The organism is Bradyrhizobium sp. BR13661, assembly GCF_029892425.1.
Lineage (GTDB): Bacteria > Pseudomonadota > Alphaproteobacteria > Rhizobiales > Xanthobacteraceae > Bradyrhizobium.
This window is the reverse complement of record NZ_JARXWB010000005.1, coordinates 154865-178522: the sequence shown is the minus strand read 5'-3', so window position 1 is coordinate 178522 and position 23658 is coordinate 154865. Positions and strand designations below refer to the sequence as shown.

General features: G+C 64.7%; 26 protein-coding genes. 15 read left to right on the top strand and 11 right to left on the bottom strand.

Annotated elements, in window-relative coordinates:
• Positions 1-38 precede the first annotated feature (38 nt).
• From M2427_RS10505 to M2427_RS10495, 3 genes are read left to right on the top strand one after another with little or no spacing between them, the layout of a single operon-like run.
• Complete coding sequence (locus M2427_RS10505; RefSeq protein ID WP_280706213.1) at positions 39-1442, top strand: DegQ family serine endoprotease; 1404 nt, start codon at positions 39-41, stop codon at positions 1440-1442.
• Complete coding sequence (locus M2427_RS10500; protein WP_280706212.1) at positions 1439-2776, top strand: replication-associated recombination protein A; 1338 nt, start codon at positions 1439-1441, stop codon at positions 2774-2776. The genes M2427_RS10505 and M2427_RS10500 overlap by 4 nt, the downstream gene beginning before the upstream one ends.
• A 52-nt stretch (positions 2777-2828) precedes the next feature.
• Positions 2829-4043 (top strand): RluA family pseudouridine synthase, encoded by a 1215-nt coding sequence (locus M2427_RS10495; protein WP_280706211.1) that lies wholly within the window; start codon positions 2829-2831, stop codon positions 4041-4043.
• Between the two features lie 13 nt (positions 4044-4056).
• On the opposite strand, the gene M2427_RS10490 is transcribed toward M2427_RS10495, so the two are convergent.
• Entirely contained in the window at positions 4057-4503 is a 447-nt protein-coding gene (locus M2427_RS10490; RefSeq protein ID WP_280706210.1) for a hypothetical protein, read from the bottom strand.
• A gap of 88 nt (positions 4504-4591) precedes the next feature.
• On the opposite strand from M2427_RS10490, the gene M2427_RS10485 reads away from it, so the two are divergent.
• The 3 genes from M2427_RS10485 to M2427_RS10475 are packed head-to-tail and all read left to right on the top strand — an operon-like array spanning position 4592 to position 7330.
• The gene (locus tag M2427_RS10485) at positions 4592-5386 is read left to right on the top strand and encodes an ATP12 family protein (RefSeq protein ID WP_280706209.1); all 795 of its coding nucleotides are present in this window, start codon (positions 4592-4594) and stop codon (positions 5384-5386) included.
• A 55-nt stretch (positions 5387-5441) separates the two neighbouring features.
• Positions 5442-7070 carry a flagellar hook-length control protein FliK gene (locus M2427_RS10480; protein WP_280706208.1) on the top strand — a complete coding sequence of 543 codons (1629 nt, stop codon included), beginning with the start codon at positions 5442-5444 and terminating at the stop codon, positions 7068-7070.
• A complete protein-coding gene (locus M2427_RS10475; RefSeq protein WP_280706207.1) occupies positions 7067-7330 on the top strand; it encodes an EscU/YscU/HrcU family type III secretion system export apparatus switch protein in 264 nt (87 codons plus the stop codon). The genes M2427_RS10480 and M2427_RS10475 overlap by 4 nt, the downstream gene beginning before the upstream one ends.
• Positions 7331-7453: 123 nt before the next feature.
• Here M2427_RS10475 and M2427_RS10470 read toward each other — a convergent pair whose 3' ends face one another.
• The 3 genes from M2427_RS10470 to M2427_RS10460 form a co-directional block, all read right to left on the bottom strand.
• Positions 7454-8446 (bottom strand): dienelactone hydrolase family protein, encoded by a 993-nt coding sequence (locus M2427_RS10470; protein ID WP_280706206.1) that lies wholly within the window; start codon positions 8444-8446, stop codon positions 7454-7456.
• Positions 8447-8518: 72 nt separating this feature from the next.
• On the bottom strand, positions 8519-9115 hold the full coding sequence (locus M2427_RS10465) for a hypothetical protein (RefSeq protein WP_280706205.1): 597 nt from the start codon (positions 9113-9115) through the stop codon (positions 8519-8521).
• 158 nt (positions 9116-9273) lie between these two features.
• Complete coding sequence (locus M2427_RS10460; RefSeq protein WP_280706204.1) at positions 9274-9678, bottom strand: DUF4260 domain-containing protein; 405 nt, start codon at positions 9676-9678, stop codon at positions 9274-9276.
• Positions 9679-9824: 146 nt separating this feature from the next.
• Here M2427_RS10460 and M2427_RS10455 point away from each other — a divergent pair, with 146 nt between their 5' ends.
• The 3 genes from M2427_RS10455 (at position 9825) to M2427_RS10445 (ending at position 12151) form a co-directional block, all read left to right on the top strand.
• On the top strand, positions 9825-11357 hold the full coding sequence (locus M2427_RS10455; protein WP_280706203.1) for an acyl-CoA carboxylase subunit beta: 1533 nt from the start codon (positions 9825-9827) through the stop codon (positions 11355-11357).
• 132 nt (positions 11358-11489) lie between these two features.
• Positions 11490-11807, top strand: coding sequence for a hypothetical protein (locus M2427_RS10450; protein ID WP_280706202.1), 318 nt, complete (start codon positions 11490-11492; stop codon positions 11805-11807).
• On the top strand, positions 11804-12151 hold the full coding sequence (locus M2427_RS10445) for a hypothetical protein (protein WP_280706200.1): 348 nt from the start codon (positions 11804-11806) through the stop codon (positions 12149-12151). The genes M2427_RS10450 and M2427_RS10445 overlap by 4 nt, the downstream gene beginning before the upstream one ends.
• Positions 12152-12158: 7 nt before the next feature.
• Here the strand turns inward: M2427_RS10445 and M2427_RS10440 are convergent, their stop codons facing one another.
• From M2427_RS10440 to M2427_RS10430, 3 genes are all read right to left on the bottom strand, one after another.
• Positions 12159-12311: a hypothetical protein gene (locus tag M2427_RS10440; protein WP_280706199.1), complete on the bottom strand. Its 153-nt coding sequence runs from the start codon at positions 12309-12311 to the stop codon at positions 12159-12161.
• A 93-nt stretch (positions 12312-12404) separates the two neighbouring features.
• The gene (locus M2427_RS10435) at positions 12405-13058 is read right to left on the bottom strand and encodes a glutathione S-transferase family protein (protein ID WP_280706198.1); all 654 of its coding nucleotides are present in this window, start codon (positions 13056-13058) and stop codon (positions 12405-12407) included.
• A gap of 80 nt (positions 13059-13138) precedes the next feature.
• The gene (locus M2427_RS10430; protein WP_280706196.1) at positions 13139-13606 is read right to left on the bottom strand and encodes a hypothetical protein; all 468 of its coding nucleotides are present in this window, start codon (positions 13604-13606) and stop codon (positions 13139-13141) included.
• Positions 13607-13868: 262 nt separating this feature from the next.
• Here M2427_RS10430 and M2427_RS10425 point away from each other — a divergent pair, with 262 nt between their 5' ends.
• The gene (locus tag M2427_RS10425) at positions 13869-14162 is read left to right on the top strand and encodes a twin-arginine translocation signal domain-containing protein (RefSeq protein ID WP_280706194.1); all 294 of its coding nucleotides are present in this window, start codon (positions 13869-13871) and stop codon (positions 14160-14162) included.
• A gap of 120 nt (positions 14163-14282) precedes the next feature.
• Here the strand turns inward: M2427_RS10425 and M2427_RS10420 are convergent, their stop codons facing one another.
• Positions 14283-14528: a hypothetical protein gene (locus M2427_RS10420; protein WP_280706193.1), complete on the bottom strand. Its 246-nt coding sequence runs from the start codon at positions 14526-14528 to the stop codon at positions 14283-14285.
• Between the two features lie 262 nt (positions 14529-14790).
• Complete coding sequence (locus M2427_RS10415) at positions 14791-15489, bottom strand: ArsR family transcriptional regulator (protein ID WP_280706192.1); 699 nt, start codon at positions 15487-15489, stop codon at positions 14791-14793.
• A gap of 150 nt (positions 15490-15639) precedes the next feature.
• Here M2427_RS10415 and M2427_RS10410 point away from each other — a divergent pair, with 150 nt between their 5' ends.
• Genes M2427_RS10410 through M2427_RS10400 form a run of 3 tightly spaced genes read left to right on the top strand, consistent with a single transcriptional unit; the run spans position 15640 to position 17186 of the window.
• Complete coding sequence (locus tag M2427_RS10410) at positions 15640-15948, top strand: NIPSNAP family protein (RefSeq protein ID WP_280706190.1); 309 nt, start codon at positions 15640-15642, stop codon at positions 15946-15948.
• A 24-nt stretch (positions 15949-15972) separates the two neighbouring features.
• Positions 15973-16323: an antibiotic biosynthesis monooxygenase gene (locus tag M2427_RS10405; protein ID WP_280706188.1), complete on the top strand. Its 351-nt coding sequence runs from the start codon at positions 15973-15975 to the stop codon at positions 16321-16323.
• Positions 16324-16376: 53 nt separating this feature from the next.
• Positions 16377-17186, top strand: coding sequence for an isocitrate lyase/phosphoenolpyruvate mutase family protein (locus tag M2427_RS10400; protein WP_280706187.1), 810 nt, complete (start codon positions 16377-16379; stop codon positions 17184-17186).
• A 115-nt stretch (positions 17187-17301) separates the two neighbouring features.
• Here M2427_RS10400 and M2427_RS10395 read toward each other — a convergent pair whose 3' ends face one another.
• Positions 17302-17694 (bottom strand): hypothetical protein, encoded by a 393-nt coding sequence (locus M2427_RS10395; RefSeq protein WP_280706186.1) that lies wholly within the window; start codon positions 17692-17694, stop codon positions 17302-17304.
• A 167-nt stretch (positions 17695-17861) separates the two neighbouring features.
• On the opposite strand from M2427_RS10395, the gene M2427_RS10390 reads away from it, so the two are divergent.
• Positions 17862-18512, top strand: a complete 651-nt coding sequence (locus M2427_RS10390; RefSeq protein WP_280706185.1) for a trimeric intracellular cation channel family protein — start codon at positions 17862-17864, stop codon at positions 18510-18512.
• Positions 18513-18641: 129 nt separating this feature from the next.
• On the opposite strand, the gene M2427_RS10385 is transcribed toward M2427_RS10390, so the two are convergent.
• A complete protein-coding gene (locus tag M2427_RS10385; protein WP_280706184.1) occupies positions 18642-19853 on the bottom strand; it encodes a c-type cytochrome in 1212 nt (403 codons plus the stop codon).
• A gap of 281 nt (positions 19854-20134) precedes the next feature.
• Here M2427_RS10385 and M2427_RS10380 point away from each other — a divergent pair, with 281 nt between their 5' ends.
• Positions 20135-23626, top strand: coding sequence for an indolepyruvate ferredoxin oxidoreductase family protein (locus M2427_RS10380; RefSeq protein WP_280706183.1), 3492 nt, complete (start codon positions 20135-20137; stop codon positions 23624-23626).
• Positions 23627-23658 lie beyond the last annotated feature (32 nt).

The window sequence follows — 23658 nt, the reverse complement described above, 5'->3', positions numbered from 1 at the left end:
ACGCGCCTATATTCCTGCGTCTTTTCCAAGAGGTAGGAATGTTTCGAGCGAACTGGACCGCCGTCGTCACGGTATTGTGCATAGGCTTTTCGGCCCACTTCAATTCTGTTGCCGCACAGGACCGCCGCGTCCCGTCGTCGCCGGCCGAACTGCGGCTCTCCTACGCGCCGATCGTACAGCGGGTGCAACCGGCGGTCGTCAACGTCTATGCCGCCAAGGTGGTGCAGAACCGCAACCCACTGCTGGACGACCCGATCTTCCGCCGCTTCTTCGGCGGCGGCCAGCAGCAGGAGCAGGTGCAGCGGTCGCTGGGTTCGGGCGTGATCGTCGATGCCTCCGGGCTCGTCGTCACCAACGTCCATGTCATCGAAGGCGCCGACCAGGTGAAGGTATCGCTGTCGGACAAGCGCGAGTTCGAAGCCGAGATCGTGTTGAAAGACTCCCGCAGCGATCTCGCGGTGCTGCGCCTGAAGGACGCCAGGGAAAAGTTTCCTGCGCTCGAATTCACCAATTCGGACGAGTTGATGGTGGGCGACGTCGTGATGGCGATCGGCAATCCCTTCGGCGTCGGCCAGACCGTGACCCACGGCATCATCTCGGCGCTGGCGCGCACGCAGGTCGGCATCACCGACTATCAATTCTTCATCCAGACCGATGCCGCGATCAATCCCGGCAATTCCGGCGGCGCGCTGGTCGACATGAACGGCCGGCTCGCCGGGATCAACACCGCGATCTATTCGCGCTCCGGCGGCTCGCAGGGCATCGGCTTTGCGATCCCTGCCAACATGGTGCGCGTCGTGGTTGCCTCCGCCAAGAGCGGTGGCAAGGCGGTGAAGCGTCCCTGGCTCGGTGCCAAGCTGCAGGCGGTGACGCCCGAGATCGCCGAGAGCCTCGGCCTGCGCTCGCCCACCGGCGCGCTGGTCGCGAGCGTCGTTCCCAACGGTCCCGCGGCGAAGGCCGGCCTGAAGTCCTCAGACCTCATCACCGGAATCGACGGCCAGACCGTCGACGATCCCAATGCGTTCGACTACCGCTTCGCCACCCGTCCGATCGGCGGCAGCGCGCAAATCGACGTGCAGCGCGGCGGCAAGCCGTTGAAGCTCGCGATCGCGCTCGAGACCGCGCCCGATACCGGCCGCAACGAGCTTGTCGTCACCGCGCGCTCGCCGTTCCAGGGCGCGAAGGTCTCGACCATCACGCCCGCCGTGGCCGACGAACTGCATCTCGATGCCGATACCGAAGGCGTCGTCATCACCGAACTGGGCGACGACTCGCCGGCCGCCCAAGTCGGCTTCCAGAAGGGGGACATCATCCTGGCCGTCAACAACCAGAAGATCGGCAAGACCGGCGACCTCGAGAAGGCTGCGGGCGTCAGCCAGCGGATTTGGCGTATCACGCTGGTGCGCGGCGGCCAGCAGATCAACGTCACGCTGGGCGGATGAGTCCGAAGCGACCACAGGAGACGCCAACTCTCTTCGCCGCGGCGGGGCTCGATCACGAAGCCCCGCATCCGCTGCCGGACAGGCTGCGGCCGCGTGCGCTGGCGGAGGTCGTCGGTCAGGATCACATCCTCGGCCCCGACGGTGCGCTCACGCGCATGCTGGAGACGCGCACGCTGGGATCGCTGGTGTTCTGGGGCCCGCCCGGCACCGGCAAGACCACGGTGGCGCGGCTGCTCGCCGATGCGACGGACCTGCATTTCGAGCAGATCTCGGCGGTGTTCTCCGGCGTCGCCGATCTGAAGAAGGCGTTCGATGCCGCGCGCGCCCGCCGCGAGATGGGCAAGGGCACGCTGCTGTTCGTCGACGAGGTGCACAGATTCAACCGCGCCCAGCAGGATTCGTTTCTGCCCGTCATGGAAGACGGCACCGTCGTCATGGTCGGCGCCACCACGGAAAACCCGTCGTTCGAGCTCAACGCGGCGTTGCTCTCTCGCGCGCGCGTCCTGGTGTTTCGCTCGCTCGATGCACCTGCGATCGAAAAGCTATTCGCGCACGCCGAGGAGGTCGAGGGCCGCAAGCTGCCGCTCGATGAAGAGGCGCGCGCGGTACTCGTGCGCATGGCCGATGGCGATGGCCGCGCCTCGCTGACGCTCGCCGAAGAGGTCTGGCGTTCGGCGCGAGCCGACGAGATCTTCAATGCCGCGCAGTTGCAGGACATCCTGCAGCGCCGCGCGCCGATCTACGACAAATCGGCCGACGGCCATTACAACCTGATCTCCGCGCTTCATAAGTCGGTGCGTGGCTCCGATCCTGATGCGGCGCTGTATTATCTCGCTCGCATGCTCGATGCCGGCGAGGACCCGCTGTTCCTGGCGCGCCGCGTCGTGCGCATGGCGGTGGAAGACATCGGCCTTGCCGATCCGCAGGCGCTCGTCATCGCCAATGCCGCCAAGGATGCCTTCGACTTCCTCGGTCATCCCGAAGGCGAACTCGCCATCGCGCAGGCTGTGGTCTATCTCGCCACCGCGCCGAAATCGAATGCGGTCTACACGGCCTTCGGCACCGCGATGCAGGTCGCAAAACAGGCCGGCTCGCTGCTGCCGCCGAAGCACATCCTGAATTCGCCGACCAAGCTGATGAAGTCGGAAGGCTACGGCGCCGCCTACGAATACGACCACGACGCCCCCGACGCGTTCTCCGGCCAGGACTACTTTCCGGAGGCTCTGGGCCGCCAGACCTTCTACGACCCACCGGAGAGGGGTTTCGAGCGGGAGATCAGGAAGCGGCTGGATTACTGGGCCAAGCTGCGCAAGGAGCGGGGCGGTTCGCGCTAGAAACGGCCATTTCGCCGTGACGGCAGGCCACTTTTGGGCTAGGCAGACAGCCATGAGCCGCCGCATCAAGAGAATGAACCCAAAGCCCCGTTCGCGTGACGAGCGCGAAGATTCACGTCCGTTCAAGGCACGGACGGCGAAGAAGGCTGGACCGCGTCCGAGCGGCAAGCCTGGTGGCAAGCCGCCAAGGTTTGCCGGTGAGCGCGCCGAGCGGCGCCCGGCCAAGCCAGAGCTGGAGAAGGCTGCACCGGCAAAACCGGTCGAGGCGCTGCTGCCGACCAAGGTGCAGACGGTCACCGTGACGGCCGACGAGAACAACATGCGCGTCGATCGCTTTCTCGAAGCGCACTTTCCCGGCCTGTCGTTCTCCCACATCCAGCGTGTTGTCCGCAAAGGCGAGCTGCGCGTCGATGGCAAGCGCGTCGACAGCAAGGATCGCCTGGAGGAAGGACAGAGCGTCCGTATTCCGCCGCTGAAGCTCGATGCACCGAAGGTTGTCGGTGAGCTCTCGGATGCCGCGCAGAAGACGCTCAAGGCGCTGAAGGACATGACCATCTACGAGGACGACGACGTTCTCGTCCTGAACAAGCCCGCCGGTCTTGCCGTGCAGGGCGGCTCGGGCATGACGCGGCACATCGACCAGATGCTGGAGGTGATGCGCGATTCCAAGGGCCAGAAGCCGCGCCTCGTGCATCGTATCGACCGTGAGACGTCGGGCTGCCTCTTGATCGCCAAGACGCGCTTCGCTGCCTCGCATCTCACCGGCGCGTTCCGCTCGCGCTCCGCACGAAAAACATACTGGGCGCTGGTGCCGGGCCTGCCGAAGCCGAAGCAGGGCCGCATCTCCACCTTCCTTGCGAAGGAGGAGAGCGAGGACGACACCATCATGCGCATCGCGCAGCATGGCGATGAGGGCGCCAGCCACGCGGTGACCTACTATGCGGTGGTCGAGACCGCCGGCAACAAGCTGACCTGGGTGTCGCTGAAGCCGGTGACGGGCCGCACCCATCAGCTCCGCGCCCACATGGCCCATATCGGCCATCCCATCGTCGGCGATCCCAAATATTTCAACATCGAGAACTGGCAGCTGCCGGGCGGCCTGCAGAACCGCCTGCATCTGCTCGCGCGCCGCATCGTCATCCCGCATCCGCGCGGCGGCGTGATCGACGCCACCGCACCGCTGCCGCCGCACATGCAGCAGTCGTGGAATCTGCTCGGGCTCGATGCGAGCCGGTTCGATCCGATCGAGAATGCACCGGAGGAGTAGGGGCGGTCGCCCCTCAATTCCGAAACTGCTCCAGAAACATCCGCAAGCTATCGTGCGGGCTCTCGACGTCAGTGATCAGCCAGCCCTCGGGTCCGTTGACCAGGATGAAGTTCAGCGTGACCTTGCGGCCATGATTGTCGAAATTCGCCGCGACATAGGTCTTGTCGTATTGCTTGCGGATGATTGCGATCGCAACAGGGCCAAGCTTCCAGTTCGGGCTCTGCACCAGGAAATCATAGGGTTCGCTGCGCGGTGCGGACCAGGCCTTACGCAAGGATGGGTCGAAGAATTGCCGGGTGGTGATCTCGTCCCGCGGCAAGCCCTTCGACAACTCCGGCGCACCCTTGCCGTAATAGGCATACACGTTGCGGACCAGCGATTCCGGGGTGCGAAAGCCGGCCTCGGCCACGGCCAGCCAGAGCCCGGCGAACAGGGCCAAAATGCCTGCAAGTTCCCTCATGCCTGCTCGCTTTATCGGCCGCTAATCTTATCTTAAAAGCCGATCTTACTTCAAAAACCGCACCCAGCGACCGGGACCGAAAACTCACATGCGCGAATTGTTCGAAGAAGCGGCCAGCCAACCCCCGCAGGATCCGCGCGAATCGGTGCGCGCGTCGGCGCGAGCGCCGCTTCGCAAGCGCTTCTACAAGGAGGCCGACGTCACCGAGGCCAAGGGCGGCTTTGCCATCACCCTCGACGGCAAGCCGATCCGCACACCCTCTGCCCGCCAGGTGGTCATCCCGTCGCGGGCGCTGGCCGATGCGGTGGCCGCCGAATGGGCCGGCCAGGGCGAGGCGATCGATCCCGTGACCATGCCGCTGACCCGGATCGCCAACAGCGTGGTCGAGGGCGTGGTGGACCGCGTCGAACTCGTCACGGATGACCTCGCAAAATACTTCGAGACGGACCTGCTGTTCTATCGGGCTGGCCACCCCGAGGGGCTGGTCGCCCGCGAGGCCGCTCATTGGGATCCCGTGCTGTTCTGGGCCGCCGAGGCGCTGGGGGCTCATTTCATCCTGTCTGAGGGCATCATGCATGTGAAGCAGCCCGACGAGGCGCTCCGGGCCGCCCGCGCGGCGCTGCCGGGAGATCCGTGGTCGGTTGCGGCCCTCCACGTGGTGACGACCCTGACCGGCTCGGCGCTGCTGGCCCTGGCGCTGGCCCACGGCGTGCGCGACGCCGGCCAGGTCTGGGCCGCCGCCCATGTCGACGAGGACTGGAACATCGACCAATGGGGCGTGGACGAGGAGGCGGCCGCCCGCCGGGCCACGCGCCTGCGGGATTTCGAGGCCGCCGTGGCCGTGCTGACGGCCGTGAACCCGCCCGCGGCCAAAGGTCCTTAACGAGAGGTTTACGAGGGGCCCCTAGGGTGGGATTCGCGTTCCCTGGGCCGCCTTAATGCCGACGCCGATAAGCTCGATCCTTCCGGTTAGTGCCGCCAGCCCTGTGGCTGATGCGGCAACACCCGATCTCGTGCTTCAGGCCGGCAGCGTCGTCGACGCAAGGGTCGTCAGCGTGCTCGCCGACAATCTGGTCCGAATCGCGATCGCCAACCTCTCGATGGACGTGATGTCCGAGGTGTCGCTGACCCCGGGCCAAAATCTCCAGCTCGCGGTGTCGCAGAACGACGGCACCATCCGTCTTGCCGTCGTCAACGGGGCAGGCGAGGCGAGCTCTGATCAGGTCACGCTGACGCCAACAGCGGCCTCGCTGGTCGACAGCCCGTCGCTTGCGCCGTCGGTCAATGTGGCGCGCAACACGCTGACACCTTTGGAGCAGGCCGCCGTCACCGCAGCCTCGGCCGAGGCGGTCACAAAACAGGGCAGCCAGGCGCCGCTGTTCGCCAATCTGGCTGCGGTCGTCACTGGCAGCGATCTGCCTGAAGGATTGAAGCAGGCCGTGCTGGACGTGCTGGCACAACAAACACCGTTCAACACCGGTCTCGATGGCAGTGACATCGAACACGCCTTTCAGCAGTCCGGCCTGTTTCTCGAAGCTTCGCTTGCCGCCGGCACGTCGCCGCCGCAAGGCGCCGTGCCCGATCTGAAGGCCGCGCTGCTCGTGCTCCGCCAGACATTGGCGGCGACATCAGGCACGCTCGCGACCACAGCGCCGCAGGCCGCAACGCAAGGCGCGGCACCTTCGGTTGTTCTGCCGACTGCAGTCTCAACACCGCAGGTGGCGGGCGAGACAGCGCAGGCGGTGGTTCCGTCACCTGGTGCGGCGGTTGCTCAACCCACGCAATTGCCACGCGGCGCCGCGCTGGTCGCTGCCGTGCTGGCCGACATCGCTGGCGAAACGCCGCAGGCGCCGGTGCCGCGAACCATGTCCGCAGGCCTTGCCGCGACCCTGCTGCAAGAGGTCACCCAAAACCTGCCGCGCCTGACCGGCAATGTGCCGGGCTCCAACAAGACGGCGCCCGACAGCCAATTCTTCGAGATGGCCGCGCGCACGACCACCCCGCCACCCATCCGCGGCGCGTTGCCGTCGCCGCAAGCGATCGCCTCGCCGTCGCTCGCGCCAAACACGCCGCTCGCGGCGACTGTGCATCGCCTGCTCGACGATACCGATGCCGCGATCGCGCGGCAGACGCTGTTGCAAGTGGCCTCGCTGCCCGATCGCGTCGATGCCAGCGGCCATCGCACCGACCCGACCGCGCCGCAGTGGAATTTCGAGATTCCGTTTGCGACCCCTCAGGGCACCGCGATGGCGCAGTTCGAAATCTCGCGCGACGGCGGCAATGAGGCGCCCGATCCCGCCAAGCGCGCCTGGCGCGCGCGCTTCACGATCAATGTCGAGCCATCAGGTCCCGTGCACGCGCTGATCACGCTCAACGGCGACAAGACCTTCGTGCGGATGTGGGCCGAGCGACCGGCGACGGCGCAGCAACTCCGTGCCGGGATCGGCGAGCTCAATCAGGCGCTGACCAAGGCCGAGCTCAAGCCCGGCGATATCGTCGTGCGTGACGGCACGCCGCCGCAACCGGCCCCGGCACGCGCCGGGCATTTCCTGGATCGCGCCACATGAGCGAGGACTCCAAGCTCGCCATCGCGCTGCACTACGAGAAGGGCAGCGGCGCGCCTGTGGTCGTCGCCAAGGGCAAGGGCACGATCGGCGCCAAGATCGTCGAGATCGCCAAGGCCCATGATATTCCGATCGAGGAAAACGAGATTTTGGCGGGCGCGCTCTCCAAGGTCGAGCTCGGCGAGGAGATCCCGCCCGATCTCTACAAGGCGGTGGCCGAAGTGCTGGTGTTCGTGCTGCGGCTCTCGGGCCGGGCGCGCTAGAGCACGCCACTCTCTCCGCACGTCATTGCGAGCGTAGCGAAGCAATCCAGAGTCCCTCCGCGGAAAGATTCTGGATTGCTTCGCTGCGCTCGCAATGACGGAATATGCGGAGTAGACGCGGGCCTATCCCAGCTTGAACAGCGCCTGCAAGAATTCCACGACCGCTTTCCGCGCCTCCGCCGCCGTGGCTGGATTGCCGCCGACATGCGGGTTCAGCTCGACGCAGGAATCCTTGTAGGTGAACGGCACATTGGTGTCGCCGTTCATCAGCACGCCGCCATTACCTTCCTTGATGTGGCAGTTGCGCACGGTCTGGGCGTTGGCCGACACCACGACCGAGGCGACGCCGAGCAGGCCGCTGTCGAAGCCGTGGGCGCTATCGGGGTATTCAGTTAGCACCACGTCGCGGCCAGCAGTCTTGAGCCGCTCGACGAAGGCCTTGCAGCTCTTCACGGGGTTATAATCATCCGGCGTGCCGTGGAAGATGCGGATCGGGCGCGCCGCGACCTCGGTGTCGGTCTGATAGGTCGTCGAGCAATCCGGGTAGAACGGGATGTAGGCCGCGAACTGCACGCCGGACTTGTTCCAGAGCTTGTGGAAGCGATCGAGGCTCGCATAGAGCGTCGCTTGGCCGCCGCGCGAAAAGCCCATCAGCACGATGCGATCAGGATCGACGCGCGGATGCTTCGCCAGGATCTCCAGCGAATGGTAGATGTCGATGATCAGATTGAGCCGGCCGAGCAGGGCCTGGTTCGGCCCGACTACGGTCAACCCGCGGCCGGTGAAGCCGTCGATCACAAAGGTCGAAATGCCCATGGCGTTGAATTCGTGCACCCACGCTTCGGTAGCGGCGCCGACGCCGCTCGAGCCGTGCATCAGCACCACGACCGGCATCCTGCCGGTGCCCTGCGCCACGCGGAATTCGCCAGCGACGGTCACAGGCTTGCCGGCCGCTGCATCGCCGCTCAGAAATTGCTGGTCGGAGAGCGTGAGTGACGGGATCGGGAAGATCTCGGTCCGGGCCGGCGCGTCCTTGGGAAGCGATTGCGCGCTGGCAAGCACGGTTGAAGCGTAAAGCGCAATGAGCACCATCGCGGCGCGGAATGCCGTCGGCATTGGATCCTCCCCTTAAGATTTTGGGGAAGTAGATCAACGCCCGTACGCGCTGTCAATTTGCGCGCGGGCGTCTCACGCCTTCTCGGCCGGCTTCTTCGCCGTCAGGGCCTGGTCGATGGCGAAGCCGCCGATCTCGCTCATCGCCTGCGAGATCACGTCGCCCTTTCGCTCAAAGCCCCGCGAGAGATAGTCGAACTGGGTCCGCGCCAGCTTCAGCACCTCGATCGGCACGGAGACGACGGTCTCGTTGAACGCGTCGACGGAGGCGCGCAATGTATCGAGCTCGGTGGTGAGCTTGCCGATATGGCTTTCCGCATCCTGCATCAGGCCGACCAGCTTGCCGCGCTCGACATCGAAGGCGGCGCGCTCGGCGGCCGCAGCCGATGTCACCTCCGCAAGCTGCGCCCGCAGCGCGTTGATCTGGCTGACCATGGCGTCGGAGGCGAGTTCGGCGGCTTCGCGCAGCTCGACATGCCGCGTGCTCTCTTCCTGCTGCTCGTGAAAAAGCCGCTCGGCCGACATCGCCCGCTGCGAAAGCGACTCGATCAGGCTCGCCGCGCGCAGCAGCATCTCGCCGTTCCGCCCCGACACCATGCTGGCCATCCGCCGCAGGAAGTCGGTGGTCTCGGACGCGCTGTTCGGAGGCAGGGGAACGACCGTGGCGGACATGAGGTGATGCTTGCAGCCGGACGTGATGACCGCCGCCGTACCGACTGGCTCACGCAACATTCGGCGCCTGATCGTAGGCTTGGAGCAAGCCTGAATCGCCCGGCCGGGTCAACCGATCTGCGCGGGCAAATCGCGGTCATCCCGGCCGCTGGCAGGAGTCAGGCATCCGTCTGCCGGCCGATCCGGCCCAGATGGGTGAAACCGAAGCCGGCGGAGTATTTCAGGCCGTAGCCCAACGCCCGGTCGAAGCCGATATGGGCGAGCCAGATCAGGGCGATGGACAGGGTGAGGGGCGCGGCGAGGCCCAAACCCAGCGTGATCAGGATCACCGGCGCCAGGTAGCTATGGGCGGCGTTGTAGGCCATGGCGCCGAATTTGGCGTCCGACAGATAGGCCAGGAAGCTCAGATCGGGAACGAAGAAGAGCAGGGCGTAGACCCACCACGAGCCGCTCCAGGCCGCATAGAGCGCCGTCATGCCAGCGAACAAAGCGAGCCCCTCCAGCCGCAGCAGGATCCTGACGCCGCCGGTCACGGCGCCGGTTTCAACAGCTTTCTCGTCCATCGTCGTCTCCCGGGCAAAACTTTGTAATTCCTTGCGCTTTCACGCTACTTCAAGGGTGCCCTGCGGCCCCGAAAGCCGCTTCCCGGCCTGCAAAATGCCGTGTTAGAACCCCGCATCACTTAAGGCTTAAGAACTGGCGGGAGCAAATGAAACATATCCTGGACGCCCTTGAAGACCGTCGTGCCGGCGCAAAGCTCGGCGGCGGGGAGAAGCGCATCGAGGCGCAGCACGCCCGCGGCAAGCTGACCGCGCGCGAGCGCATCGAGCTCCTGCTCGACAAGGGATCGTTCGAGGAGTTCGACATGTTCGTCGAGCACCGCTCCACCGAGTTCGGCATGGAGAAGAACAAGATCCCCGGCGACGGCGTCGTCACCGGCTGGGGCACCGTCAACGGCCGCAAGACGTTTGTCTTTGCCAAGGATTTTACGGTGTTCGGCGGCTCGCTGTCGGAAACGCACGCGCTGAAGATCACCAAGCTGCAGGACATGGCCATGAAGGCGCGGGCGCCCATCATCGGCCTCTATGACGCGGGCGGCGCCCGCATCCAGGAGGGCGTCGCCGCACTCGCTGGCTATTCCTATGTGTTCCGCCGCAACGTGCTCGCCTCGGGCGTGATCCCGCAGATCTCGGTCATCATGGGTCCCTGCGCCGGCGGCGATGTCTATTCGCCTGCCATGACCGACTTCATCTTCATGGTGAAGAACACCAGCTACATGTTCGTCACCGGCCCTGACGTCGTGAAGACGGTCACCAACGAGGTCGTCACCGCCGAAGAGCTCGGCGGCGCCTCGGTGCACGCGACGCGCTCGTCGATCGCAGACGGTGCCTTCGAGAACGATGTCGAGACGCTGTTGCAGATGCGTCGCCTGATCGACTTCCTGCCGTCCAACAATTCGGACGGCGTGCCGGAATGGCCGAGCTTCGATTCCATCGAGCGGATCGACATGTCGCTAGACACGCTGATCCCCGACAATCCGAACAAGCCCTACGACATGAAGGAGCTGATCCTCAAGGTCGTGGACGAGGGCGATTTCTTCGAGATCGCGGAAGCCTTTGCCAAGAACATCGTCACCGGCTTTGGCCGCATCGCGGGCCGCACCGTCGGCTTCGTCGCCAACCAGCCGATGGTGCTGGCCGGCGTGCTCGACAGCGACGCATCCCGCAAGGCGGCGCGCTTCGTCCGTTTTTGTGATGCCTTCAACATCCCGATCGTCACCTTCGTCGACGTGCCGGGCTTCCTGCCCGGCACCGCCCAGGAATATGGCGGCCTGATCAAGCACGGCGCCAAGCTGTTGTTTGCGTACTCACAGTGCACCGTGCCGCTCGTCACCATCATCACCCGCAAGGCCTATGGCGGCGCCTTCGACGTCATGGCATCCAAGGAAATCGGCGCCGACATGAACTACGCCTGGCCGAGCGCCCAGATCGCGGTGATGGGCGCCAAGGGCGCGGTCGAGATCATCTTCCGCTCTGACATCGGCGATCCCGACAAGATCGCCGCCCGCACCAAGGAATACGAGGACCGCTTCCTGTCACCCTTCATCGCCGCCGAGCGCGGCTACATCGACGACGTCATCATGCCGCACTCGACGAGGAAGCGCATCGCCCGCGCGCTGGCGATGCTGAAGGACAAGAAGGTCGAAGCGCCGGCGAAGAAGCACGACAATTTGCCGTTGTAGAGAGATGGTGGCCCGGATGAGCGAAGCGACACCCGGGCTTTCGTCTCAGTCCCACATGTCGCTTCGCTCATGCGGGCTACTGGTCGGAAGCAGGGAAGCGCAGTGACACGGCGCCGTCTGTCGGAAAAGCGAATGATCGACGAGCTGGAAACAGGTCGCGAGCACCTCCTATCGGCACCGGCCTCACGAAGGCTACTATCGCTACTTCGCCATCGACTGCAGTCGATCACTCGCAACCTCTACGTCGTACACTGGATTCCAGAGCAAGCAGAGGATCTGTACGATATCCTCGTCGATGGGACGACTGTCGTTCAAATTGAGCTTCCGCGCGATCCGGGCAGCACGGAGATTGTCTTCGAGAAGAGCGGCGTCAAAGAGTACGCCCGCAGGCGCATGTCGAAGCCAGATCGTCGTAAACTAGAACTTGCGCTCGAGCTTGCTCAACGATGACCGAAGACGATCCGACCGACGAAATCTCCGATATCGAAGATCGGATCGAGGCGCTGGCCGCGATCGCGGAACGTTGCCGGAAGTACATCCTGGCGTCCAAGATCGCGATCGGCAGCGGTGCGGCGCTGCTCCTGGTGACCATTCTCGGGCTGTTTGGATTTGGTCAGACCGCCGCGCTCGGCTCGATCGCGCTGGTGCTCGGCGGCATCGTTTCGCTCGGCTCGAACATCAGCACGCTGCGGCAGACAGACGATGCGATCGGTGCTGCGGAGGCGCGACGCTCGGCATTGATCGGCAGGATCGATTTGCGTGTGGTCGCCGATACGCCGATGAAGCTGGTGTGACGCTGCCTCAGGCAGCCGTCTTGAGACCCAGAACCTGCAATTCCGTCCGACATTCGGCAGCGAACGCCTGAAGTCGGTCCGCGGTGTGCTGGTCGAGGATCGCCTTCGCCAGCCGAACGGCACGGGCGACTTGCGATTTCAGATGGTCGATACGGGCCATGGGTCACCTTCCACCGTGATCATTTGAGGCACATTGCATCGTTCCAGTGGTCACGAGCCTAGGGCATCCACCCGGTCAGTTCTGTGCGGTGGGTCACATCCCGCGCGCCGCATCTCCCGCCGCGAAATGCGCCATCTGATCGGCGTGAGCCTTTGCGAACGCCGGACGGCCGATCGCGCGCGCGACGTAAGCGCGGCAGGCAGGACTGTCCGCCAGCCCGTCGAAACTATCGACGACGCGCAGCACGTCCGACATCAGGATGTCGGCGACGGAGAAGGAGCCCGCCAGCCATTCACGGCCGGCCAGCACTGGCTCGAGACGCTTGAGGCGGAGCTTGAGAAAGTCGTCCACGAATTTCCACGCCGCCGTGTCGCTCGGATGACCCATGAACTTCGACATTGTCCACGGCAGGCCTGCCATCTCCATCGAGTTGAGCGCGGCGAACAGCCATTCCGTGGCATCGCTGCGGCCGCGCTGATCTGAAGGCATCAGCTTCGTGCTGAGCCCGCCGAGATGCAGCAGGATCGCGCCGCTCTCGAAGATCGAGAGGTCGCCATCGGTGAGCCAGGGAACCTGGCCGAAGGGCTGGTGCGCCAGATGCGCCGGGCCCCGGTCGTTGAACGGCGTGCTGGCGACGCGATAGGGCAAGCCAGCCTCTTCGAGCGCCCAGCGCACCCTGAGGTCACGCACATAGCCGCGCGGCGGCGGGGGAACCCAGTCGTATGTGAACAAGGTGAGGTCGGCCATGGGGTGTCTCCGTGCTGTCTCAGGCAAAGGACGGACGGAGGCGGCGCGTTCCGACATGGGCGTGACGTTTTTTTGTGGCGCTACCGGCAGGCCGGATAGCCGAAGCGTCTGATGATTTCGCTTCCCGAGATCGAATGGAACGCGAAGGTGTCCATGAAATGGTTGTCGGTGACGTATTGGCGCAATGCGCCGTTGTAGGTGCTCAGCATCTGTCGTGTGGAAGAGGCGCTGATGGTTCCCTTCTGCATGTTGCCACCGGCGTGAAACAGCAACGTCGCGCTCGGCATGACGCAGACATTCTTGATCGAGAGGAACATGGTGCAGGCGGACTGGCAGTGGCCGTCGATGCGGAAGCGTTCGCCTGAGGCGTTGTACTGCTGGATCACGTTCTGGAACTGCGCAAACGCGTAGGCATCGCGGGCGCCGTAGCCCATGCGGAGCGACGAGACGGAGCCGTCGGCATAGGCCTGGGATCCCGTCAGGCCGCACAAGGTGAAAAGGAATCCGAACGCGCCCAGCCTGCGCGCCAATCGCTGCCGTCTCTTCAAGGTGCTCTCCTGAATAAAATTGAGTTGGAATGGAAAGGGTCAACTTCATCATCTTGGCAGAGACCGTTGGGCGGGCAAAGGCGCGCTTGCACCCATGCCCAACAGTTTTTGCTTGAGGAGAACGGTGGTGGGCGCGCTCGGCCTTCGAGGTCGCGCGCCTGCCTGACAGCGTTGCAATGAACCTGAACGCGCGATTCAGCGGCAGTTCATGTCGTGAGCCCGACACTTCCTCTGCATCATCGATTCAAGCAGAGGACATCTCATGGAGCGCCGAAAATTTTTGAAACTCGCATTCGGTGTTGCGGCGGGAGCCGCTGCGTTCACCGCGGCCGCACAGGCCGCGCCGCTGGCCCCGCAAGTGCTGGGGAATGGCAGCATGCCGTCAGCCAATCCGGACGCTCAACCCGCTGTCATCGGTGGCGAAGAAGCAGCGCAGCTCAAGCCCGAGCAGGTGCGCTGGGGTCACGGCCATTGGCATCATCGTCACTGGGGATGGCGTCACCGTCATTGGGGTTGGCGCCGTCGCTGGCACCATCGCCGCTGGCGTCACTGGTAACGCTGCGCTGGAATGAAAAAGGGGATCGTGGTGGCGATCCCCTTTTTGTTGTGCCTGAAGCGCCTCGACAAGAATGGCCGCGCAGGCTCATCCCGCGCGGCCATTTCGCACGTGCAAAGATCAGATCGGGCGGCAGCGGCCGTAGTACCAGCGGAAACCATAGGGGCACACGCGCGGGCGCACCACGACGACAGGCGGGGCGACCACGATCGGCGCGGGCCTCACGACAACAGGACCGCCCATCGGACGGCAGCCGCCATACGGGCCGCGATACCAGCCCGGGCCGCAGCCGCCCATGGCGCTGGCGGACTCGCTGAAGCCGACGGCGGCGCTGGCGAGCATCACGGCGGCGAACAGATATTTCATGTGATCTTCCTTCTCGTCCTTGGGGGGCAAGTTCTGTGGGGGAGGCGCTAGGGGGAAAGTGCTTCGATGATGTGGCGCTTGCGGCGCACAATGAATCAACAGACACGATTCGACACATTAAATTTCAGCACGTGCCGTCACGTTGCGATCCAAACCTGCCAATCATGACCTGAATGCGGCATGAACATTTCTCGCGTGCGGCCTTGCGCGACACGAGATGGCGCTGGAGCCGACCTGCGCGCCGTTCACGCCGTTGGCGTGATCAGTCCCTGCCGTTGCCGAACAGCGCCGCAAACTGCTTCTCGCCGGTGCGGGTGAAATTCACCACGCGGCTGCCGGGCGTCGCGTCGCGCGCGGCCCATTTCAGCTCGGCAAAACGCTGCATCATCGCGGCCCCGAGCGTGCCGGCGAGATGGTGGCGCCGCTCGCTCCAGTCGAGGCAGGCCTTGCACACCGGGCGGCGCGGATGGCTGAGCATGTCGGGCGAGATCTGCAGATGCCTGACGAGGAAGCGCTCGCCTTCCGCCGTCAGCTCGATCTCCTGCTTTTTCTGCTTGACCAGGTTTCGCTCGCGCAGGGAGTCCAGCATCTGCACGCCGAGATCGCCGGCGAGGTGATCGTAGCAGATCCGCGCGCGCCGCAGCGCCGGGTCCTTCGGCCCGGTGCGCACGCGCATGTGGCCGGTGCGCGCGGCAAGGCCTGCAAGCCCCTCGAGCACGCCGGCGACATCGTCGTCGGTGAGGCGATAGTAGCGGTGGCGGCCCTGCTTCTCCGGTTCGACCAGCCCGCCGGCCTCGAGTTTTGCCAGATGCGAGCTTGCGGTCTGCGGCGTGATGCCGGCCTCCTGCGCGAGCTCACTCGCAGTGAGCGCGCGTCCGTTCATCAGCGCCGTGAGCATGTTGGCGCGGGCGGGATCGCCGACCAGCGCGGCGACCATGGCGATGTCGGGTCCTGATTTCATGCTTCGATGGTAGCCGAAGCATTGCGGCCGGGCAAGCGCGTAGCGTGGTGCCGCAAACACGTCATTGCGAGCGACGCGAAGCAATCCAGATGCTTCAGCGGCGGCGGTGTCGCTCGTGTTTTTCGCAACCGACAGATCAAGGAGCCCGTCATGTCCATCACCGTCTTCATCCGCTACCAGCTCGATCCGTTCAAGCGCGCGCAATTCGAGGAATACTCAAGGCGCTGGCTCACTATCATTCCGAAATGCGGTGGCGACCTGATCGGCTATTTCATGCCGCACGAGGGCACCAACAACATCGCGTTCGCGCTGATCACCTTCGAGAGCCTGGCTGCCTACGAGGCCTATCGCGCGCGGCTGCGGCAGGACGCGGAAGGCATGGCGAACTTCCATTTTGCGGAGGAGAACAAATTCATCCTGGCGGAAGAGCGCACCTTCCTGCGCAAGGTGGTAGTGTAGGCCATCGTTGACGAGGAGGCACCCATGATCGCCGTGATCTTCGAGGTCTGGCCCAAGCCCGAACATCGCCAGGACTATTTCGACCTTGCGGCCGACCTGAAGCCGTTTCTGCAAACCATCGACGGCTTCATCTCGGTCGAGCGGTTCGAGAGCCTGACCGAGAAGGGCAAGGTGCTCTCGCTGTCGTTCTGGCGGGATGAGGCCGCCGTTCAGGCGTGGCGCAACACGATGGAGCACCGCCGCACTCAGGCCAAGGGCAGGGCCAAGATCTTCGCCGACTACCATCTGCGCATTGCCAGCGTCGTTCGTGACTACGGTATGACCGATCGCGCGCAGGCACCGCAGGACAGCCGCGCCGCGCACGACCCGCACTAGCGCTCGCGCCTATGTGTGCCTATCTCTGCGCGGCCAATACCAGGGAGAGAAACATGCATGTGACAACTGCTGACAAGCGCGCAACATTCAGGAAGCTGCACGAGAGCGGCTGCTTCATCCTGCCCAATCCGGTGGATGTCGGCGGCGCCAAGGCGTTGCAGCATCTCGGTTTCAAGGCGATTGCGTCCTCGAGCGCAGGCTTTGCCTGGACCATCGGCAAGGCCGACAACCGCGTCACGGTGGACGATGTCTGTCAGCATCTGGCAGCACTGAGCTCGTCGGTGGACATTCCCGTGAACGCGGATTTCGAGGGCGGTTTTGCGGTCGAGCCTGCTCAGGTCGCTGACAACGTCGAGCGCGGCGTGCGCACCGGCGTGGCGGGCCTCTCGATCGAGGATTCCACCGGCGACAAGGACAAGCCCCTGTACGATCGCGCGCTCGCGGTCGAGCGCATCAAGGCGTCGCGCAAGGCGATCGGCGACAGCGGCACGCTGCTGGTCGGCCGCTGCGAGGCTTATCTCTGGGGTGTCACCGATTTGAAGCTCGTCATCGACCGGCTCACCGCCTACGCCGACGCCGGCGCCGATTGTCTCTATGCGCCGGGCCTGAAGACGCGCGAAGACATCGCCGCGGTGGTGAAGGCCGTCGCACCGAAGCCGTTCAACCTCTTGATCGGCGCGTCCGGCCTGTCGTTGAAGGAGGCCGAAGATCTCGGCGTACGCCGGATCAGCGTCGGCGGCTCGCTCGCCCGCGCCGCCTGGGGCGGCTTCATGCGCGCGGCGAAGGAGATGGCGGAGAAGGGGACGTTCAGCGAGCTGGGAAACGGCTATCCCGGCGGCGAGCTCAACAAGATGTTCAGCTAGAGCATGATCCGGAAAAGTGTGAAGCGGTTTTCCGAAGAGATCATGCTCAAACAATAGAGCAGACAAAAGCGGCGGGACCGTTTGATCCCGCCGCTTTTGCAGTCATTGTAAATCGTTACTTCGCGCCGTCGGATGGAGTCTGCGTATCCGGCGCCGGCTTGCTCGGCGCAACGCCCGTGGTCACGCCCGGCGCGGTATTGTTGCGCGGCGTCACGTCACGCATGCCGGGAGGTGCGGCCGGATTGGCAGGTTGCGTCTGCTGCGCGGTCTGGGTAGCGGGCGTATTGCTCGCCTGGTTGCCCGTGCCGGAGTTGTTCAGGCCATAGAACACGGCGCCCAGCACCAGGGCGACAGCTACGGCGAACAGCGCGACCTTGCCGCTGGAGGCGAGGCCTTCGCCAAGCTCGGGATCGGCCTGAAGGTCGGCATCCCGGCGCGCCGCGCGAAGATACTCATCGTCGGCGAGGTTCGGGCGGTACGGATCGTTGGGAAAACGGTCGTCAGCCATCGATTGGGTCTCCTCGTTGATTACGTCCTGACAACCCTCAGCTGCGCAATTCCGTTCCGCGCGTCCTAATGCTTTCGTCGCATGTTGCCCCCAGCCGCGGAATCGGGAACCTGTTCACGCGGGAACTCGATGCGTAAGTTCCATCGCAGCAAGAAGGGAACAAAGCGATGTGGAACCTGCCGCCGACCGATAGCGTGCTGCATTTCCTGTCGTTGGTTGCCGTGGCCGCGCAGGGCATGACGGCGGCGCTCGCTGCCGGCCGCCGCAGCATGGACTGGCTCGGCGTCTGCTTCCTCGGCTGCATCACAGCGCTTGGCGGCGGCACGCTGCGCGATCTTTTCCTCGGGCACTATCCGCTGGCCTGGGTGCAAAACCCTGTCTATCTCGCGCTCGCCGGCGGCGCGGCCTTCCTTACGATCCTGTTCGCGCGGCTCGTGCACCGGCTGAAGCTCGCCTTCATCGTGCTCGACGCGATCGGCCTCGTCGTTTTCACCATGACCGGTTGCGACATCGCCTGGCAGATGGACGCGACGCTGCCGATCGTCATCGTCTCCGGCATGGTGACGGGCTGCGCCGGCGGCGTGCTCCGCGACGTGCTCTGCAACGACGTGCCGCTGCTGTTTCGCTCCGAGCTCTATGCCAGCGTCTCGGTGGTGACGGGGCTGTTCTACGCCACCGCCTTCGGTCTCCAGCTCAACGCCGAGCTCTGGACCATTTTGACGTTTGCCCTCGGCATCAGTTTTCGTCTCCTCGCGGTGCGTTACAAATGGGAGATGCCGAAATTCGTGTTCACGGGGGATGAGGAGAAGCGAGATTGACCTCGCCTCACTCTATCCAAGCCGTCATAGCCGGGCTTGTCCCGGCCATCCACGACCTTGACCGCGGCACGAAGAACATGGATGCCCGGGACAAGCCCGGGCATGACGACGAATGCCGAAAAGAAGCAACTACGGCGCTTGCCCACGCGCTTTCGCCACCTGCGCCGGCGTCACCATCGGGCCGGCATTGCCCCAGGAATTGCGGATGTAGTTTGTCACCGCCGCGATCTCTCCGTCGGACAATTTCCCGGCATAGCCCGGCATCTCGCCGGTGTTCGGCGCCCGCGGCGTCGTCAAGGTGTGCGCGCCGTCGAGAATGACGCGCAAGGTGGAGGACGGGTTGATCGATTGCAGCAGCGCATTGCCCGGTAGCGGCGGATAGATGCGCGGGGCGCCGGAGCCGTCGGCTTCATGGCAGGCAATGCAGAATTTGGCATAGACGGCCTGGCCCGCTTTCATCTCGGGCTCGTCAGGCGGCGTCACGTTCGTCTCGCGGCGCGCCGGCGGCAGGTTCTTCAGGTAAAGCGCCATCGCGCGCACATCGGCATCGCTCATCTTCGACGTCGAGCTGACGATCACCTCGGCCATGGGACCTCCGGCATGGCTTTTGGCGTTGCGGCCGCTCTGCAGATATTCGGCGATGTCCTCCGCGCTCCACGACTGCAGCCCGGTGCGGGGGGCGCCATCGAGCCGCGGCGCATACCAGCCGCCGACCTCATTGCCGGTCAGCGCCTGCGCGTTCTTGTCGGCGCCAAAATAGTTCTTCGGCGTGTGACAGGCGCCGCAATGGCCGAGCCCGGTGACGAGATAGCCGCCCCTGTTCCACGCCGCGCTCTTGCTCTGGTCCGGCTCGAACAGGCCGGGCGTGAAGAACAGCAGGTTCCAGCCGCGCATCAGGAAGCGGTAGTTCAGCGGCCAGCGCAGCTCCGGCGGCTTGTTGCGGCTGACGACGGGCGCGAGCGTGCCGAGATAGGCGCGGATCGCCAGCGTGTCGTCCTTGGTCATCCGCGTGAAATAGGGGTAGGGGAAGGCCGGGTAGTACAGCGATCCGTCCGGCGCGGTGCCGGTGCGCACGGCGCGGGTGAAATCGGCATCGGTCCAGGCGCCGATCCCGGTGTCGCGGTCCGGGGTGAGGTTCGGGGCATAGATCGCACCGAACGGCGTGTCGATGCGCTTGCCCCCGGCGAAGGGTTTGGCCGGATCGGCGGTGTGGCAGCCGGCGCAATCGCCGGCCTCGACCAGCGCCTTGCCGTAGGCAATCAGCTCAGGCGACGGCTCGGCGGCGAGAGCGGCATTCGCAACCGCACTGCACAAGAGCCCAACAGCCAGAATCGTCCGCATCAATGGCTTCTCCTGCGACCATCAGTCGAGCGCCGGATCATAGCGGCGTCATGTCGTTTCGCGACAGCGGGGGTATCGTGACACAAATTGAAAATCGCCAATGTCTTTCCGGCCACGAAATTGCGTTTTTTTCCCGTCGCCGCGGAAGCGCCAGATTTGTGATGCGCCGCCTTAAATATCCGACATAGAGTGGCAGAGGTGGTCGGCGTGCCCTAGCTAAAAACAACGGGCAGGCAACGGCTTAAGCAGCCAAACGCTCAAAAGGGCGGAAGAGGACAAGAATGGGCATCAACCAGGGTCCGATCAGTCTCGATCAAAAATACACCCAAGGGACCGGCCATATCTTCACGACCGGCATCCAGGCGCTGGTCCGTCTGCCCATGGCCCAGATCAGGCGCGACCGCGCCGCGGGGCTGAACACCGCGGGCTTCATCTCCGGCTATCGCGGCTCGCCGCTCGGCGGCTACGACCAGCAGCTCTTCGCCGCACGAAAGCACCTCGAGCAGTACAACATCAAATTCCAGCCCGGCGTGAACGAGGATCTCGCGGCGACCGCCGTCTGGGGCTCGCAGCAGCTCAACCTCTCGCCCGGCGCGAAATATGACGGCGTGGTCGGCATCTGGTATGGCAAGGGCCCCGGCGTCGACCGCTGCGGCGACGTCTTCCGCCACGGCAATGCCGCCGGCTCGGCCAAGAACGGCGGTGTGCTGTGCCTCGCCGGCGACGACCACGGCGCAAAGTCCTCCACCGTCCCGCATCAGTCGGACCACGCCTTCATCTCGGCCTTGATGCCGTATCTCTATCCCTCGAGCATCCACGAGATGATCGAGATGGGCCTGCTCGGCATCGCGATGTCGCGCTATTCCGGCTGCTGGGTCGGCATGAAGGTGATCACGGAGACGGTGGAGACCACCGCCGAGATCGACCTCACCGACGAGATGAAGCCCTTCATCATTCCCCCGGATTTCGAGCTGCCGCCCGGCGGGCTCAATCTGCGTTGGCCCGACGACCGCTTCGAGCAGGACCGCCGGCTGCAGGACTACAAGGGCTTTGCCGCGATCGCCTTTGCCCGCGCCAACAAGGTCAACCGCGTCACCATGGATTCGCCGAACGCTCGTTTCGGCATCATGGCCTCGGGCAAGAGCTACGAGGACGTCCGCCAGGCGCTGCGCGAGCTCGGCATCACCGAGGAGGTCGCCGCAAAAATCGGCCTTCGTCTCTACAAGATCGGCATGCCCTGGCCGCTGGAGCCGGAAGGCGTCCGCCAGTTCGCGGTCGGCCTCGAAGAGATCTTCATCATCGAAGAACGCCGCGAGATCGTCGAGAACCAGGTCAAGCAGGAGCTGTTCAACTGGCGCGACGACGTCCGTCCGCGCATCGTCGGCAAGATGGACGAGCACGACAAGCGTTTTCTCACCTTCTCCGCCGAGCTCAGCGTCGCCTCGCTTGCGACCTCGCTCACCGAGCGACTTCTTCGATTGAATCTCAACCCCGAGATCGCGGAGATGCTCCGCGCCAAGGCCGACTGGTTCAACGGCCGCCAGGCGTCTCAGATGATCCCTACGGCGCCTGTCTCCCGCACCCCGTATTTCTGCTCCGGCTGCCCCCACAACACCTCCACAAAAGTCCCCGAAGGCAGCCGTGCGCTCGCCGGTATCGGCTGTCACTTCATGGCGCTGTGGATGGACCGCTCGACCGAGACCTTTACGCATATGGGTGGCGAGGGCGTGCCGTGGGTCGGCATCGCGCCCTTCACCAACGAGAACCACATTTTCGCCAACCTCGGCGACGGCACCTATTTCCACTCGGGCATCCTGGCGATCCGACAGGCGATCGCCTCCAAGGCCAACATCACCTACAAGATCCTCTACAACGATGCGGTGGCCATGACCGGCGGCCAGCGCCATGACGGCGATCTCTCGCCGCAGAAGATCATGGCCCAGCTTCACGCCGAGGGCATCAGCGAGATTTATCTCGTCTCGGAGAACCCCGATGCCTATCCGGCCGATACCATTGCGCCCGGCGTGAAGAAGTATCATCGCGACGAGCTCGATCGTGTCATGAAGATGTGCCGCGAGTACAAGGGCACCTCGGCGATCGTCTTCGTGCAGACCTGCGCCGCCGAAAAGCGCCGCCGCCGCAAGCGCGGCCTGATGGAAGATCCGGCGCGCCGCGTCATGATCAACCCGGCCGTCTGCGAAGGCTGCGGCGACTGCTCGGTGCAGTCGAACTGCATCTCGGTCGAGCCGCTGGAGACCGAATTCGGCCGCAAGCGCGCCATCAACCAGTCCTCCTGCAACAAGGACTATTCCTGCCTGAAGGGCTTCTGCCCGTCCTTCGTCACCGTGGACGGCGGCAAGCCGCGCCATCGCGCGCCGGCTGATCTCAGCGACATCGGTCCAATTCCCGAGCCCGCCTCAAAACCGTCGCTGGACAAGCCCTACAACATCGCGGTCGGCGGCGTCGGTGGCACCGGCGTGCTCACCATCGGCGCACTGCTCGGCATGGCCGCGCATATCGAGGGCAAGGCCTCGATGATCCTCGACATGTCCGGCCTCGCCCAGAAGGGCGGCGCGGTGCTCAGCCACGTGCGTCTCTCGGATCATCCGGCCGAGGTGACGTGCTCGCGCATCGTCACCGGCACGGCTGACGTCGTGCTCGCCGCCGACGAGGTGGTCGCGGTTGCCAAGGACACGATCTCGCTGTGCGACACCAGCCGCACCCGCGGCATCATCAACAGCCATGTCATCCCGACCGCCGATTTCGTGCTCAACCGCGACTTCAATTTCCAGACCCGCAAGCTGAACGGCCTCTTGGAGACGGCGCTGCACAAGGATTCCGTCTTCTTCGACTTCACCAAGCCGGCCGAGCAGCTGCTCGGCGACAGCATCGCCACCAACATGATGATGATGGGCCATGCCTATCAGAAGGGGCTGTTGCCGCTGTCGGCGGAAGCGATCGAGCAGGCCATCGAGGTCAACGGCGTCTCGATCAAGATGAACAAGGAAGCCTTCCGCCTCGGCCGCCTCGCGGTCGCCGATCCCGCGCGCCTTGCCGAGATGCTGAAGGGGACGGACGAGGTCGAAGCGCTCAAGACGCTGGATGCCATGACGCTCGACGAAATCATAGAACATCGGGCCAAGCATCTCACCGCCTACCAGAACGGCCGCCTCGGCAAGCGCTACCGCAAGCTGGTCGACCAGGTCCGCGACGCCGCGGTCAAGGGTGCCTACGGTGATGCGCTGCCGCGCGCGGTCGCGATCAACTACGCAAAACTGCTTGCCTACAAGGACGAGTACGAGGTCGCGCGGCTCTTCACCGACGGCGCCTTCGCAAAGCAGCTTCAGGACCAGTTCGAGGGCGACTACAAGTTCAGCTTCAACCTGGCGCCGCCGATCCTCAGCCGTGGTGTCGATGCGCTCGGCCGCCCGAAGAAGCGCGCCTTCGGCCCCTGGATGCTGAAGGTGTTCGGCGTGCTCGCAAAATTCAAATTCCTGCGCGGCACCCCGCTCGACATCTTTGGCCGCAGCGCCGACCGCAAGCTCGAGCGCGATCTGATCGCGGGCTATGAGAAGGACGTCGCCACCGTGCTCGGCCTGTTGTCGCCGGTCACTGTTGACACCGCGGTCGAGCTCCTGTCGCTGCCCGACCGCATCCGCGGCTACGGACCGGTGAAGGAGAAGGCCGTCGCCGACGCCAAGGCCCGCTACGCGCAGCTCGCTGCCGATCTGGCGAGCCCGCCGCCGGCGCCACGGCAGATCGCAGCCGAGTAGGGTGCTTCGTACGGTGGGTTAGCCTTTCGAAC

Excerpts from the sequence above, each read along its gene's own strand:
- M2427_RS10505 (WP_280706213.1), top strand. The coding sequence starts at position 39 with ATGTTTCGAGCGAACTGGACCGCCGTCGTCACGGTATTGTGCATAGGC.
- M2427_RS10500 (WP_280706212.1), top strand. The coding sequence starts at position 1,439 with ATGAGTCCGAAGCGACCACAGGAGACGCCAACTCTCTTCGCCGCGGCG.
- M2427_RS10495 (WP_280706211.1), top strand. The coding sequence starts at position 2,829 with ATGAGCCGCCGCATCAAGAGAATGAACCCAAAGCCCCGTTCGCGTGAC.
- M2427_RS10490 (WP_280706210.1), bottom strand. The coding sequence starts at position 4,503 with ATGAGGGAACTTGCAGGCATTTTGGCCCTGTTCGCCGGGCTCTGGCTG.
- M2427_RS10485 (WP_280706209.1), top strand. The coding sequence starts at position 4,592 with ATGCGCGAATTGTTCGAAGAAGCGGCCAGCCAACCCCCGCAGGATCCG.
- M2427_RS10480 (WP_280706208.1), top strand. The coding sequence starts at position 5,442 with ATGCCGACGCCGATAAGCTCGATCCTTCCGGTTAGTGCCGCCAGCCCT.
- M2427_RS10475 (WP_280706207.1), top strand. The coding sequence starts at position 7,067 with ATGAGCGAGGACTCCAAGCTCGCCATCGCGCTGCACTACGAGAAGGGC.
- M2427_RS10470 (WP_280706206.1), bottom strand. The coding sequence starts at position 8,446 with ATGCCGACGGCATTCCGCGCCGCGATGGTGCTCATTGCGCTTTACGCT.
- M2427_RS10465 (WP_280706205.1), bottom strand. The coding sequence starts at position 9,115 with ATGTCCGCCACGGTCGTTCCCCTGCCTCCGAACAGCGCGTCCGAGACC.
- M2427_RS10460 (WP_280706204.1), bottom strand. The coding sequence starts at position 9,678 with ATGGACGAGAAAGCTGTTGAAACCGGCGCCGTGACCGGCGGCGTCAGG.
- M2427_RS10455 (WP_280706203.1), top strand. The coding sequence starts at position 9,825 with ATGAAACATATCCTGGACGCCCTTGAAGACCGTCGTGCCGGCGCAAAG.
- M2427_RS10450 (WP_280706202.1), top strand. The coding sequence starts at position 11,490 with ATGATCGACGAGCTGGAAACAGGTCGCGAGCACCTCCTATCGGCACCG.
- M2427_RS10445 (WP_280706200.1), top strand. The coding sequence starts at position 11,804 with ATGACCGAAGACGATCCGACCGACGAAATCTCCGATATCGAAGATCGG.
- M2427_RS10440 (WP_280706199.1), bottom strand. The coding sequence starts at position 12,311 with ATGGCCCGTATCGACCATCTGAAATCGCAAGTCGCCCGTGCCGTTCGG.
- M2427_RS10435 (WP_280706198.1), bottom strand. The coding sequence starts at position 13,058 with ATGGCCGACCTCACCTTGTTCACATACGACTGGGTTCCCCCGCCGCCG.
- M2427_RS10425 (WP_280706194.1), top strand. The coding sequence starts at position 13,869 with ATGGAGCGCCGAAAATTTTTGAAACTCGCATTCGGTGTTGCGGCGGGA.
- M2427_RS10420 (WP_280706193.1), bottom strand. The coding sequence starts at position 14,528 with ATGAAATATCTGTTCGCCGCCGTGATGCTCGCCAGCGCCGCCGTCGGC.
- M2427_RS10415 (WP_280706192.1), bottom strand. The coding sequence starts at position 15,489 with ATGAAATCAGGACCCGACATCGCCATGGTCGCCGCGCTGGTCGGCGAT.
- M2427_RS10410 (WP_280706190.1), top strand. The coding sequence starts at position 15,640 with ATGTCCATCACCGTCTTCATCCGCTACCAGCTCGATCCGTTCAAGCGC.
- M2427_RS10405 (WP_280706188.1), top strand. The coding sequence starts at position 15,973 with ATGATCGCCGTGATCTTCGAGGTCTGGCCCAAGCCCGAACATCGCCAG.
- M2427_RS10400 (WP_280706187.1), top strand. The coding sequence starts at position 16,377 with ATGCATGTGACAACTGCTGACAAGCGCGCAACATTCAGGAAGCTGCAC.
- M2427_RS10395 (WP_280706186.1), bottom strand. The coding sequence starts at position 17,694 with ATGGCTGACGACCGTTTTCCCAACGATCCGTACCGCCCGAACCTCGCC.
- M2427_RS10390 (WP_280706185.1), top strand. The coding sequence starts at position 17,862 with ATGTGGAACCTGCCGCCGACCGATAGCGTGCTGCATTTCCTGTCGTTG.
- M2427_RS10385 (WP_280706184.1), bottom strand. The coding sequence starts at position 19,853 with ATGCGGACGATTCTGGCTGTTGGGCTCTTGTGCAGTGCGGTTGCGAAT.
- M2427_RS10380 (WP_280706183.1), top strand. The coding sequence starts at position 20,135 with ATGGGCATCAACCAGGGTCCGATCAGTCTCGATCAAAAATACACCCAA.